General features: G+C 71.5%; 14 protein-coding genes. 10 read left to right on the top strand and 4 right to left on the bottom strand.

Going from position 1 to position 11,855, the window contains the following annotated elements:
• Positions 1 to 112 precede the first annotated feature (112 nt).
• From ACIPM1_RS23795 to ACIPM1_RS23770, 6 genes are all read left to right on the top strand, one after another.
• Complete coding sequence (locus ACIPM1_RS23795) at positions 113 to 430, top strand: hypothetical protein (RefSeq protein WP_402437728.1); 318 nt, start codon at positions 113 to 115, stop codon at positions 428 to 430.
• Positions 427 to 1,776: a hypothetical protein gene (locus tag ACIPM1_RS23790; protein ID WP_402437726.1), complete on the top strand. Its 1,350-nt coding sequence runs from the start codon at positions 427 to 429 to the stop codon at positions 1,774 to 1,776. Before ACIPM1_RS23795 ends, ACIPM1_RS23790 begins: the two co-directional genes overlap by 4 nt.
• Before the next feature lie 119 nt (positions 1,777 to 1,895).
• Positions 1,896 to 2,507, top strand: coding sequence for a hypothetical protein (locus ACIPM1_RS23785; RefSeq protein ID WP_402437724.1), 612 nt, complete (start codon positions 1,896 to 1,898; stop codon positions 2,505 to 2,507).
• Positions 2,508 to 2,527: 20 nt separating this feature from the next.
• Positions 2,528 to 3,217 (top strand): hypothetical protein, encoded by a 690-nt coding sequence (locus ACIPM1_RS23780; RefSeq protein ID WP_402437722.1) that lies wholly within the window; start codon positions 2,528 to 2,530, stop codon positions 3,215 to 3,217.
• Positions 3,214 to 3,627, top strand: a complete 414-nt coding sequence (locus ACIPM1_RS23775) for a hypothetical protein (protein WP_402437720.1) — start codon at positions 3,214 to 3,216, stop codon at positions 3,625 to 3,627. Before ACIPM1_RS23780 ends, ACIPM1_RS23775 begins: the two co-directional genes overlap by 4 nt.
• A 15-nt stretch (positions 3,628 to 3,642) precedes the next feature.
• Entirely contained in the window at positions 3,643 to 3,786 is a 144-nt protein-coding gene (locus ACIPM1_RS23770; protein WP_402437718.1) for a hypothetical protein, read from the top strand.
• Between the two features lie 35 nt (positions 3,787 to 3,821).
• On the opposite strand, the gene ACIPM1_RS23765 is transcribed toward ACIPM1_RS23770, so the two are convergent.
• Complete coding sequence (locus ACIPM1_RS23765; protein ID WP_356188038.1) at positions 3,822 to 4,265, bottom strand: N-acetyltransferase; 444 nt, start codon at positions 4,263 to 4,265, stop codon at positions 3,822 to 3,824.
• Positions 4,266 to 4,538: 273 nt separating this feature from the next.
• Here ACIPM1_RS23765 and ACIPM1_RS23760 point away from each other — a divergent pair, with 273 nt between their 5' ends.
• Entirely contained in the window at positions 4,539 to 5,306 is a 768-nt protein-coding gene (locus tag ACIPM1_RS23760) for a LuxR C-terminal-related transcriptional regulator (protein WP_402437716.1), read from the top strand.
• Here ACIPM1_RS23760 and tamR read toward each other — a convergent pair.
• Positions 5,265 to 5,762 carry a MarR family transcriptional regulator TamR gene (gene tamR / locus ACIPM1_RS23755; RefSeq protein ID WP_402437714.1) on the bottom strand — a complete coding sequence of 166 codons (498 nt, stop codon included), beginning with the start codon at positions 5,760 to 5,762 and terminating at the stop codon, positions 5,265 to 5,267. The two genes, ACIPM1_RS23760 and tamR, sit on opposite strands and share 42 nt — an antisense overlap.
• 161 nt (positions 5,763 to 5,923) lie before the next feature.
• Between tamR and ACIPM1_RS23750 the strand changes: the two genes are divergently transcribed.
• On the top strand, positions 5,924 to 6,742 hold the full coding sequence (locus ACIPM1_RS23750) for a trans-aconitate 2-methyltransferase (protein ID WP_402437712.1): 819 nt from the start codon (positions 5,924 to 5,926) through the stop codon (positions 6,740 to 6,742).
• Between the two features lie 3 nt (positions 6,743 to 6,745).
• Positions 6,746 to 7,108 carry a VOC family protein gene (locus ACIPM1_RS23745; protein ID WP_402437710.1) on the top strand — a complete coding sequence of 121 codons (363 nt, stop codon included), beginning with the start codon at positions 6,746 to 6,748 and terminating at the stop codon, positions 7,106 to 7,108.
• Between the two features lie 16 nt (positions 7,109 to 7,124).
• Here ACIPM1_RS23745 and ACIPM1_RS23740 read toward each other — a convergent pair whose 3' ends face one another.
• Complete coding sequence (locus ACIPM1_RS23740; RefSeq protein ID WP_356188024.1) at positions 7,125 to 7,799, bottom strand: TetR/AcrR family transcriptional regulator; 675 nt, start codon at positions 7,797 to 7,799, stop codon at positions 7,125 to 7,127.
• Positions 7,796 to 8,803, bottom strand: a complete 1,008-nt coding sequence (locus ACIPM1_RS23735; protein ID WP_402437708.1) for an acyl-CoA desaturase — start codon at positions 8,801 to 8,803, stop codon at positions 7,796 to 7,798. Before ACIPM1_RS23735 ends, ACIPM1_RS23740 begins: the two co-directional genes overlap by 4 nt.
• A gap of 299 nt (positions 8,804 to 9,102) precedes the next feature.
• Here ACIPM1_RS23735 and ppc point away from each other — a divergent pair, with 299 nt between their 5' ends.
• Positions 9,103 to 11,832: a phosphoenolpyruvate carboxylase gene (gene ppc / locus ACIPM1_RS23730; RefSeq protein ID WP_402437706.1), complete on the top strand. Its 2,730-nt coding sequence runs from the start codon at positions 9,103 to 9,105 to the stop codon at positions 11,830 to 11,832.
• Positions 11,833 to 11,855: the final 23 nt, after the last annotated feature.

Raw genomic sequence — 11,855 nt, 5'->3', positions numbered from 1 at the left:
GCCGGCGCCGTCCCGCACGCGGCCCGCGAAGCGACCGAACCGCCGCCCAAGCGGAACCGCTACCATCACTTGCTCCGGACGTCGGCCGGTGAACGGGGAGAGGGGCAGGGGCATGGCGGACCGCCTGGTCGTCGACGGCGACGAACTCGCGCACTTCATGAAGATGCTGAAGGCGTCGAGCACTTCGCTGAAGGGGGTGCGCAAGGCACTCGGCGACGCGACCGTCACCGGTCTGGGAACGGACGATCTGGACTCGGCGTGCGAGGACTTCCAGGAGGACTGGAAGTACGGCACGGAGCAGATCGGCGAGCAGACCGAGGAGCTGGCCGAGATCATCGGTCAGAGCAAGGACAGCTACCGCGAGGTGGACAAGGCGCTGGAGGAGGCGCTGCGCAAGGGCGGGCACGGCAAAGGGGCGGGCAGGAAGTGACCGTCACTCCCGGCGTCGAACCCTCGCCCTACCCCGGCTCCGCGGCCCGCCGCAACGGCGACCTCCCGCAGGGCCTGAAGTCGGCCCCGCGCATCCCCGACCCCGGCTATCCCCACCTGGGCTTCAATCCCGTCCCGGGCAGCACCGACACGGTCCACGACCTGGGCGGGAAGCTCGCGAAGTGCGCGAAGGTCCTGGAGGAGACCCACGGCCTGGTCACCCGGCTGATGGACGGCAGCTACTGGCAGGGCGACGCGGCCGTCGCCTTCCGGGAGCAACTCGACGGCGGCCCGCTCCCGCTCAACCTGAAGAACGCCGCCCACTCACTGCGCAAGGCGGCCCGTCAACTCGACCGCTGGGAGACCGAACTCGACGACTTCCAGCGCCGCGCCAAGCGCCTGGAGGAACAGGCGAAGGACGCGCAGGCCGCGGTCGACGCGGCCAAGGGCCGCGCCCACAAGGCGAAGAACAGTCCCGACCTGCACAAGAAGGGCGCCGGCCACGACGCGGCCCAGAAGACGCTGACCCACGCGAACACGGCCGTCGAGGAGGCCCGGGCCGACGTCGACGCGATCATCGCCAAGGCGAGGAAACTGGCCGAGGAACACGAGGCCCGCGCCCGCCACCGAGCGGCCAGGATCCGCGACGCGACGAGAAAACTGGCACCGCAGGAGCCGGGGGCCTTCGACAGCGCCCTGGACTGGCTCGTCGACAACCTGCCGGACATCCTGAGCTGGACGGCGGCCGTCATCGGAGTCGTCGCCCTGTTCGTCCTCTCCGGAGGGACGGCGGCGGCGGTGCTGCTGCTGGTCGCGTCCGCGTTGAGTGCGGGGGCATTCGCAGCGAGGCTGTCGGATCCGGAGGTACGCGCATCGCTGTGGGACGGGATCCGCCACGGGGAACTCGACGCGGATTTCTGGAACAACGCGGTCGGTGTGGCTGCGGACGGGCTCGGCATGCTGCCCGGCTTGGGGGCCGTCGTAAAGGGGGCGCCTGCGCTGACGAGAGGCATCAGCGAAGCCGGCGAAGCGCTCACGGTCCTGCAACGAGGTGCGGCGGCAGGGCGCAAGACCATGGCGGCTGCCGGGGAATTCAGCGAGCTGCACAATCCGTTCACGGCCTGGGTGATCGAAAAGGCACCCCGGCTGAGCAAGGCCGTCGAGGTCGGCGAGGCGGCTGCCCCCTGGGCCGGTCTGACTACGTCGTCCTACGGTTTGGCCGCGAGTTTGGCCGACGCGTTGGACGACGACACAGTGAAGAACGTCGGTACCGGTGTGGACGGGTTCTTCCTGGGGCCCGTGGACGTGGGCGAGTCAGTGGATCTCGTGCGACGCGTCTTCCAGTGATCCTCAGGTCCGCGGCACCAACTTCCCCCCATCCACGACGAAGGCGAACCCCAATGCATTCCTCCGATCACAGCACGGCCTGGGACCATCCGCCCACGCGCGCCGCATGGTCGAGGCACATGGTCATGAACGTGGTCGGTCTCGTCGGTTGGGCCGGCGGATGGATCGCCCTGCTCGGCATCTCCACGTACACGCCGAACTGGGTCGTGTGGGTCTTCATGCCGTACTTCATCTACGGCTTCTACCGGTTCTGCAACCAACTGACGTACTTCCCCTGGGCCCTCCGCATGCGCCGCATCCTGCGGGCGTACCCGTGGCAGATCCTCCACGGTGTGCCCAGTGGCCTCGGCAAGTACCCCGGGGCCAGGGACGACGGGATCTGGTTCGAGTTCCGGGATCCGGCGCGTCCCGACGAGAAGATCCCGCTCGTGTTCATCAGGCACCAGCGGTCCTACTGGTGGCTGAAGCGGATGGACAGCCCCTGCACGAAGCCCGGAAGGCGCGCCCAGATCGAACCGCTGTGGTTCGCGGGCGACCCCCGCTTCCTCGGCGTGGTCGCCGCCCCCGGCCGGGGTGGCAAGGCGCCCAAGCGACTCCACGTCCTTTACCAACGCCCCCTGTTCGACAGTCGCTTCGTGCCGGAGACCTGGGGCGCGGACGCCGCCGCCATCGAGCTCGCCCGCCACGCCGGCGCCAGGCACCTCGACACCACCCCTCAGCCCTCCGCCTGACCGCGAACCCACCGGAGATCATGACCACGCAATCCGCGCCGGCCGTCGTCCTCGACCCCGGTGTCCACGCACCGGGGGACGGCGTCTGGTTCGCGCTTCCGCCCGGATTCACGACTCTGCCGCTCGGCGCCCTGCTCCCCGCGCCCGGCTCGCCCGAAGCGCAGGCGCTCCAGGAGACGGTCGCGCCCCTCCTCGCCTCGGCCCCGGACGAGGTGACCCGCCAGGCCTTCGGCGCGAAGCTCGCCACCACCCTGCGGATGCTGCACTCGCTGCGCGGGGAGGGCGTAGTCCACTGTTCGCTGGGGCTGCACCGCGACGACACCGGCGGCGGTGACAGCGGGCCCCTGCTCTCCTTTTTCACGATCGCCTGGGTGGACACCTCCTGGGCTCCGCGAGGCGTCACGGCTGCCCGGGCGGTCACGGAGGCCGAAGGGCACACTCATCTCGAATACGCGGAACTCCCCTGCGGCCCGGCCACCTTCAGCCGAATCGTCCGCACACCGACCCCTGAGTCCGGCCTTCCCCGGCAGCCGCTGCTCCAGTTGCACGCCCACCTTCCGCACCCGGACGGCACCAGCCTGGCACTCCTGACGCTGAGCACCACCGCGACGGAGCGCTACGAGGAGTACCAGGCGATCCTCCGTCAGATCGCCGAACTGGTCGGTTTCGACGAACCGTTCGCGACCGACGGGGAGGAGCGGAGCCGATGAGCCGTGAGGTGCCCCCGCTTCCGTGGGCCTCCCAGCCCGCCGTCGAGCACGGGCCCACGAGTCGGGCGATCAGGAGGCGTCTGATCCGGCAGGCGGTGTGGCACTTCGTCGTGTGGCCGACGCTCATCCTCGCCGCGCCGCTCTCCGGCGACACGCGGCTTGTACCGCTGTTCGCCCTGGTCCTCGTGATCGGCCTGCCGATCCTGCTCCCACTGAACATCGTCGCCGCTGTCACCGCCCTGCGGATCCACCGCACTCTCGGCGCGAACGCGTGGCGGGTCGTTCGGTGCGAGGCCGTCCCGGCCGGCTCGCACGGCTGGCGCCTGAGGGCGTACGAGGAGCAGCCGGACGGCCGTGAGATCCAGGTGCCCGCCGTGCTGCGGTTCGGCGAGGAGGTGCTGAGGGCCTAGCCCTTCAAGCGATACGTGAACGCGGGAATCACCGAGCTCTGGTGCGCCGGGCATCCCCGGCACGGCGCGGTGATGTCCGAACCCGGCGGCGCCCACCCGTTCCGGCTCGTCCGGCACGAGAGCCCCTCGCAGGTGGTGGCACCGTCGAACCCCAGGTGAGACGGGGCGGCCGCGGGTGTCGAGGGACCTGACCCTCACCCCAGTCGCTTCGTCAGGGTGTACTCCGTCAGGCCCGGGGGATAGTCGGGGATGACGCCGACCACGTCGTAGCCGTGGCGTCGGTAGAAGTCGGGGGCCTGGAAGTCCCAGGTCTCCAGGCGGGACGCCGTGCAGCCGCGTTCCGTGCGGGAGAGGTGCTCCGCGTCGGACAGCAGGCGGGAGCCGAGGCCCGCGCCGCGGTGGCGGGCGTCGACCCAGAGGTAGGTCACGTGCAGCCAGGCCGCCCAGGTGTGGCCCACGAGGCCGCCGGCGAGCGCGCCGGACTCGTCCGCCGCCCAGACGTGCAGCGGCACCTCGCGTGCGCCGGCCGTTCCGCGCAGCGCGGCGAGCACCGGGGACGCCGCCGTGTTCGTGTCCCGGAGGCGGGAGCGGAGAAGATCGCGCCGGTCTTTGTCGACTTCTGCCTCAATACGAAACATGCGGCACACCCTAAACGCGCTCGGTGGCCAGTTCTGTGAATTGCCTTCCCCTCCTGGCCACCGTCCGTACTCTGAGGAGCAGCACTGGTGGGGGCCGGTGCCGATCAGGGGGCGAGACAGTCGGGTACGACGCCCGAAGTGGGGGTAACTGTTCCGCATGGCGGCGGCCGTGCGGTCGTGGCCGCCCCCCGGGCGTCGTGCCCGCGCCGGTCGGTGTTCTCCGGACGTTGGGGATCCCCTGCTCTGCGAGGAGCGTGGGGGAGGGGGTTTTCAGTGGTTCGCATCCGAGTCCTGGTCGTCGACGACCACCGCATCTTCGCCGAGTCGCTCGCCGCCGCCCTGGCCGCCGAGCCCGACGTCGACGTCTCCGCGGCCGGCTCCGGCCCCGCGGCGCTGCGCTGCATGGAGCGGGCGGCCGCCGAGGGCCGCCGCTTCGACGTGCTGCTCGTCGACGCCGACCTCGGCGGCAACGTGCCCGGCGGACGCCCCGCGGTCCCGGTGCAGGAGGGCAACGCCGACGGTCTGGTCGACGGGATCTCCCTGGTCGCCGGGGTGCGCGGGGCCCAGCCCGGGGTGCGGACCGTGGTGCTGGCGGAGAAGGACGACCCCCGGCGGGCGGCGCTCGCCCTGCAGGCCGGCGCCTCGGGCTGGGTCGCCAAGGACTGCTCGCTGTCCCGGCTGCTGACGGTCATCCGGGGCGTGCTGCGCGAGGAGACCCATCTGCCGCCGGCGCTGCTCACCGGCGTACTGCGCGAACTGACCGCCGCGCGCAAGCACCGCACCGACAGCGAGCGCCTGGTGGAGTCGCTCACCCCGCGGGAGCGGGAGGTGCTGCGCTGCATGGTCGCCGGGCTCGGCCGCAAGGCCGTCGCCGAAAGGCTCTATCTGTCCCCGCACACCGTGCGCACCCACATGCAGAACGTGCTGGGCAAGCTGGGCGTGCACTCCACCCTCGCCGCCGTCGCCCTCGCCCGCCGGGCCGGTGTCGGTCCGGCCGACCTAGCCGGGGATGTTGTCGAACGGGGCGGTCAACTGGCGTAGCAGCGCCGCGAGTTCGCTGCGCTGCGCGGTCGACAGCTCACCGAGGATCGCCCGCTCCTGGGCGAGGAGCCCGGACAGCGCCTGGTCCGCGCGGTCGCGGCCCTCGTCCGTGAGGCGGACCAGCACCCCGCGCCGGTCGCTGGGGTCGGGCAGCCGTTCCACCAGGCCCTTCTTCGCCAGGCGGTCGATACGGTTGGTCATCGTGCCGGAGGTGACCAGGGTCTGGGTCAGCAGCTGGCCGGGCGAGAGCTGGTACGGCGATCCCGCGCGCCTGAGCGCCGTCAGCACGTCGAACTCCCACGGCTCCAGGCTGTGCTCGGAGAAGGCCAGCCGGCGCGCGCGGTCCAGGTGCCGGGCCAGCCTGCTCACCCGGCTGAGCACCTCGAGCGGTTCCACGTCGAGGTCCGGGCGCTCCCGGCGCCACGCCGCGACCAGCCGGTCGACCTCGTCCTCCATGGCGATCAGTGTAGTGGTTGTGTCGATGTGAAGTCTCTTGATGTCGATTCTCTTGACGTCGAGATATATTCGGTGGAGAGTGGTGAGTGATCATCGTGGTGCGCGCACCGGGCGTACCACGCCGGGCGCGCCGCGGACGCCCAGCACCTCGAGGAGACGCCATGCCCGCCCACGCCACCGCCTGGGACCCCGCCCAGTACCTGCGTCACGCCGGACACCGCGCCCGTCCCTTCACCGACCTCCTCGCCCGCGTCCCCGGCCTGCCCGGCGACCCGCCCCGCATCGCCGACCTCGGCTGCGGCCCCGGCAACGTCACCGTGCTCCTCGCCGACCGCTGGCCCACCGCCCGCATCACCGGCTACGACAACGCGCCCGAGATGCTCGACCGGGCCCACGTCGACCACGAGGGCCCCACCCCGGGCGGCGGCCGCCTGGACTTCGCGCCCGCCGACGCCCGCACCTGGACCCCCGCCGAGCCCTGCGACCTGATCGTCTCCAACGCCACGCTCCAGTGGGTGCCCGGACACGCCGGCCGCTTCGCCGACTGGATCGAGGCCCTGACCCCCGGCGGCACCTTCGCCTTCCAGGTGCCCGGCAACTTCTCCGCCCCCAGCCACACCCTCATGCGCGAACTCGCGCACTCCGCCCGCTGGCGGGACCGCCTGGCCGGCACCCTGCGCCACGACGACGCCGTGCTCGCACCGCGGGCCTACCTGGAGAGGCTGACCGGGCTCGGCTGCGCGGCGGACGTGTGGGAGACGACGTACGTCCATCTGCTCCAGGGCGAGGACCCGGTCCTGGACTGGGTGAAGGGCACCGGCCTGCGCCCGGTCCTCACCGCCCTCGCCGACGACCCGGAGGCCGGGGAGCAGTTCCTGGCCGACTACCGCTCGGCCCTGCGCGAGGCGTACCCGGCCGGCCCGCACGGCACCCCGTTCCCCTTCCGCCGCATCTTCGCGGTCGCCACGAAGGAGGCGTAGCGGATGATCGCCGCCCTCGACCACGTCCAGCTCGCCGCCCCGCCCGGAGCGGAGGACCGGCTGAGGGCGTACTACGCCGACGTCCTCGGCATGACCGAGATCCCCAAGCCGCCGCTCCTGGCGGCACGCGGAGGGTGCTGGTTCCAGGCCGGTACCGTGCAGCTGCACCTGGGCATCGAGCGGGACTTCCGCCCCGCCCGGAAGGCCCACCCGGGTCTGCGGGTGACGGGCATCGAGGCGTACGCGGCCCGTCTGGAGGCCCGCGGGGCGAAGGTCACCTGGGACGACGGCCTGCCGGGCCACCGCCGCTTCTACTCCGAGGACCCGGTGGGCAACCGGCTGGAGTTCCTCCAGCCTGCCGGCTGACATCAGCCAAGCGGCGTCAGCTCTTGCGGTGGCCTATCAGGCGCGGCTTCTGCTCCAGGCCGTCCAGGCCGTGCCAGGCCAGGTTCACCAGGTGGGCGGCGACCTCCGCCTTCTTCGGGCGGCGGACGTCCAGCCACCACTGGCCGGTCAGGGCGACCATGCCGACCAGGGCCTGGGCGTAGAGCGGGGCCAGCTTGGGGTCGAAGCCGCGGCTCTTGAACTCGCGGCCCAGGATGTCCTCCACCTGGGTGGCGATGTCGGAGATCAGCGAGGCGAAGGAACCCGTCGACTGGGGGATCGGGGAGTCGCGGACCAGGATGCGGAAGCCGTCCGTGTACTCCTCGATGTAGTCCAGCAGCGCGAAGGCCGCCTGCTCGCACAGCTCGCGGGGGTGGCCGGCGGTCAGCGAGCCCGTCACCATGTCCAGCAGGCGCCGCATCTCGCGGTCCACCACCACCGCGTACAGGCCCTCCTTGCCGCCGAAGTGCTCGTACACCACCGGCTTCGACACCCCGGCCTTCGCCGCGATCTCCTCCACCGACGTGCCCTCGAAGCCCTTCGCCGCGAACAGGGTGCGACCGATCTCCAGCAGCTGCTGGCGGCGCTCGGCACCGGTCATCCGCGTGCGACGCGCGCGCCGCGGCTTGTCATTGCTGGGGGTGCTGGAGTCGGTCGCCACGGCGACCATCATGCCGCCTCGGCGGTCTCCTTCCGGCGTCGGGAGCCGCCTTCCCGGTCCTTCCGGCGGGAATCGATACGCGAGCGTGACGGCCAGCGCACGTCGTACGCCCAGCCGAGCCGCTCGCACCAGCGGATGATCCGGGCGGAGGAGTCCAGCTGGCCCCGCTCCACACCGTGCCGGGCCGAGGTCGGGTCGGCGTGGTGCAGGTTGTGCCAGGACTCGCCGCAGGACAGGACCGCCAGCCACCACACGTTGCCCGAGCGGTCCCGCGACTTGAACGGGCGCTTGCCGACCGCGTGGCAGATCGAGTTGATCGACCACGTCACGTGGTGCAGCAGCGCGACCCGCACCAGCGAGCCCCAGAAGAACGCGGTGAGCGCGCCCCACCACGACATCGTCACCAGACCGCCGATCAGCGGCGGCAGCACCAGCGACACCACCGTCCACAGCGCGAACTGGCGGGAGATCGTGCGCAGCGTCCGGTCCTTGATCAGGTCCGGGGCGTACTTCTCCTGCGGCGTCTGCTCCTCGTCGAACATCCAGCCGACATGGGCCCACCACAGGCCCTTCATCAGCGCCGGGACCGTCTCGCCGTACCGCCACGGCGAGTGCGGGTCGCCCTCGTGGTCGGAGAACCGGTGGTGCTTGCGGTGGTCCGCGACCCAGCGGACCAAGGGGCCCTCCACGGCCAGCGAGCCCATGATCGCCAGCGCGATCTTCAGGGGGCGCTTCGCCTTGAAGGAACCGTGCGTGAAGTGCCGGTGGAAACCGATCGTGATGCCGTGGCAGCCCAGGAAGTAGAAGAAGACCAGCAGACCGAGGTCCAGCCCGCTCACTCCCCAGCCCCAGGCCAGCGGCACCGCCGCCAGCAGGGCGAGGAACGGAACGGTGATGAACAGCAGCAGCGTGATCTGCTCGATCGAACGCTTCTGCTCACCACCCAGCGTCGCGGACGGCAGCGCGGTGTCGGTCGCCTTCGGGGCGTCGTCGATCACATCGGAGCTTGTGGTCATGGGCGTCCCCTGTGGGATCGAGGGTAGAGACTGGCTCAGGTGTCGAAGGGGGCGCGGAACCAGCCGGCTCCCTACGGTTCCGTAACCTACGGCGTCGTAAGTATGGCAGCGCCTCGCCGCGCGGCAAGAGCCCGCGAGCCTGCGCCTCCCGGTCGACACCTAGACTTGGAATCGGTCGGACAGCGCGGTCCGCTCTGATTTCTTCCCGGATGCCCCCCTCTCATGCGGCACCCGCCGCGCGGGCGTGGCCACCGGGTTCCCCTCCCGGACGAGCTTCAACACTGCAAGGAGCCGCACCTGTGAGCAGTGCCGACGACCAGACGACGACCAGCAGCGAGCTGCGCGCCGACATCCGCCGACTGGGTGACCTCCTCGGGGAGACCCTCGTCCGGCAGGAGGGCCCCGAGCTCCTCGACCTGGTCGAAAAGGTCCGCCGCCTCACCCGTGAGGACGGCGAGGCCGCCGCGGAGCTGCTGCGCGGCACCGAACTGGACACCGCGGCCAAGCTGGTCCGCGCCTTCTCCACCTACTTCCACCTGGCCAACGTCACCGAGCAGGTCCACCGCGGCCGCGAGCTGCGCGCCCGGCGCGCCGCCGAGGGCGGCCTGCTCTCCCGCACGGTCGACCGCCTCAAGGACGCCGACCCCGAACACGTACGCCGGACGGTCGAGAACCTCAACGTCCGCCCCGTGTTCACGGCCCACCCCACCGAGGCCGCGCGCCGGTCGGTCCTCAACAAGCTCCGACGTGTCGCCGCGCTCCTGGAGACCCCGGTCATCGACTCCGACCGCCGCCGCCACGACATCCGGCTGGCGGAGAACATCGACCTCGTCTGGCAGACCGACGAACTGCGCGTCGCCCGTCCCGAGCCCGCGGACGAGGCCCGCAACGCGATCTACTACCTCGACGAACTCCACGCCGGCGCCGTCGGCGACGTCCTGGAGGACCTCACCGCCGAGCTGGAGCGGGTCGGCGTCGAGCTGCCCGACCACGTCCGCCCCCTCACCTTCGGCACCTGGATCGGCGGCGACCGCGACGGCAACCCCAACGTGACCCCGCAGGTCACCTGGGACGTGCTCATCCTCCAGCACGAGCACGGCATCAACGACGCCCTCGAGATGATCGACGAGCTGCGCGGCCTGCTCTCCCAGTCGATCCGCTACACCGGCGCCACCGACGAGCTCCTGACGTCCCTCGACGCCGACCTCGAACGCCTGCCCGAGATCAGCCCCCGCTACAAGCGCCTCAACGCCGAGGAGCCCTACCGGCTCAAGGCCACCTGCGTCCGGCAGAAGCTCGAGAACACCAAGCAGCGCCTGGCCAAGGGCACCCCGCACGAGCCCGGCCGCGACTACCTCGGCACCACCGAACTCGTCGACGACCTGCGCGTCATCCAGACCTCCCTGCGCGCCCACCGCGGCGAGCTGTTCGCCGACGGCCGCCTCAACCGCACCATCCGCACCCTCGCCGCCTTCGGCCTCCAACTCGCCACCATGGACGTCCGCGAACACGCCGACGCCCACCACCACGCCCTCGGCCAGCTCTTCGACCGGCTCGGCGAGGAGTCCTGGCGCTACGCCGACATGCCCCGCGAGTACCGCGCCAAGCTGCTCGCCAAGGAACTGCGCTCCCGCAGGCCGCTCGCCCCCAGCCCCGCCCCCGTCGACGAGGCCGGCGCCAAGACCCTCGGCGTCTTCCAGACGGTCAAGCGGGCCCTGGAGGTCTTCGGACCCGAGGTCATCGAGTCGTACATCATCTCCATGTGCCAGGGCGCCGACGACGTCTTCGCCGCCGCCGTCCTCGCCCGCGAGGCCGGACTGCTCGACCTGCACGCCGGCTGGGCCAAGATCGGCATCGTGCCGCTGCTGGAGACCACCGACGAGCTCAAGGCCGCCGACACCATCCTCGAGGACATGCTCTCCGACCCCTCCTACCGGCGCCTGGTCGCGCTGCGCGGGGACGTCCAGGAGGTCATGCTCGGCTACTCCGACTCCTCCAAGTTCGGCGGCATCACCACCTCCCAGTGGGAGATCCACCGCGCCCAGCGCCGCCTGCGCGACGTCGCCCACCGCTACGGCGTCCGCCTGCGCCTCTTCCACGGCCGCGGCGGCACGGTCGGCCGCGGCGGCGGCCCCACCCACGACGCGATCCTCGCCCAGCCCTGGGGCACCCTGGAGGGCGAGATCAAGGTCACCGAACAGGGCGAGGTCATCTCCGACAAGTACCTCATCCCCTCCCTCGCCCGGGAGAACCTGGAACTGACCGTCGCGGCCACCCTGCAGGCCTCCGCCCTGCACACCGCACCCCGCCAGTCCGACGAGGCCCTCGCCCGCTGGGACGCCGCCATGGACGTCGTCTCCGACGCCGCCCACGCCGCCTACCGCAGGCTCGTGGAGGACCCCGACCTGCCGACGTACTTCCTCGCCTCCACGCCCGTCGACCAGCTCGCCGAGCTGCACCTGGGCTCGCGGCCCTCCCGCCGCCCCGGCTCGGGCGTCTCGCTCGACGGTCTGCGCGCCATCCCGTGGGTGTTCGGCTGGACCCAGTCCCGGCAGATCGTGCCCGGCTGGTTCGGCGTCGGCTCCGGCCTCAAGGCGCTGCGGGAGACCGGCCTGGACACCGTGCTCGGCGAGATGCACGAACAGTGGCACTTCTTCCGCAACTTCATCTCCAACGTCGAGATGACCCTCGCCAAGACCGACCTGCGCATCGCCCAGCACTACGTCGACACCCTCGTCCCCGACGAGCTCAAGCACGTGTTCGACACCATCAAGGCCGAACACGAGCTCACCGTCCGCGAGGTCCTGCGCATCACCGGCGAGAAGGAACTGCTCGACGCCACGCCGGCGCTCCGGCAGACCTTCTCCATCCGGGACGCCTACCTCGACCCGATCTCCTACCTCCAGGTAGCCCTGCTCAAGCGGCAGCGCGACGCGGCGGCCGCCGGCGAGGAGGCCGACCCGCTGCTGTCCCGGGCACTGCTGCTCACCGTCAACGGCGTCGCCGCCGGCCTGCGCAACACCGGCTGACCCGGACACCGGCGCACGAAGGC

The sequence above is a fragment of the Streptomyces sp. NPDC086766 genome, from assembly GCF_044746005.1.
Classification (GTDB): Bacteria; Actinomycetota; Actinomycetes; order Streptomycetales; family Streptomycetaceae; genus Streptomyces.
This window is presented reverse-complemented; position numbering and strand designations above follow the sequence as displayed.

Bases quoted from the DNA above. Each gene is read 5' to 3' on its own strand.
- ACIPM1_RS23795 (WP_402437728.1), top strand. From the start codon at position 113: ATGGCGGACCGCCTGGTCGTCGACGGCGACGAACTCGCGCACTTCATG.
- ACIPM1_RS23785 (WP_402437724.1), top strand. From the start codon at position 1,896: ATGGTCATGAACGTGGTCGGTCTCGTCGGTTGGGCCGGCGGATGGATC.
- ACIPM1_RS23780 (WP_402437722.1), top strand. From the start codon at position 2,528: ATGACCACGCAATCCGCGCCGGCCGTCGTCCTCGACCCCGGTGTCCAC.
- ACIPM1_RS23775 (WP_402437720.1), top strand. From the start codon at position 3,214: ATGAGCCGTGAGGTGCCCCCGCTTCCGTGGGCCTCCCAGCCCGCCGTC.
- ACIPM1_RS23765 (WP_356188038.1), bottom strand. From the start codon at position 4,265: ATGTTTCGTATTGAGGCAGAAGTCGACAAAGACCGGCGCGATCTTCTC.
- tamR (WP_402437714.1), bottom strand. From the start codon at position 5,762: ATGGAGGACGAGGTCGACCGGCTGGTCGCGGCGTGGCGCCGGGAGCGC.
- ACIPM1_RS23750 (WP_402437712.1), top strand. From the start codon at position 5,924: ATGCCCGCCCACGCCACCGCCTGGGACCCCGCCCAGTACCTGCGTCAC.
- ACIPM1_RS23745 (WP_402437710.1), top strand. From the start codon at position 6,746: ATGATCGCCGCCCTCGACCACGTCCAGCTCGCCGCCCCGCCCGGAGCG.
- ACIPM1_RS23740 (WP_356188024.1), bottom strand. From the start codon at position 7,799: ATGATGGTCGCCGTGGCGACCGACTCCAGCACCCCCAGCAATGACAAG.
- ACIPM1_RS23735 (WP_402437708.1), bottom strand. From the start codon at position 8,803: ATGACCACAAGCTCCGATGTGATCGACGACGCCCCGAAGGCGACCGAC.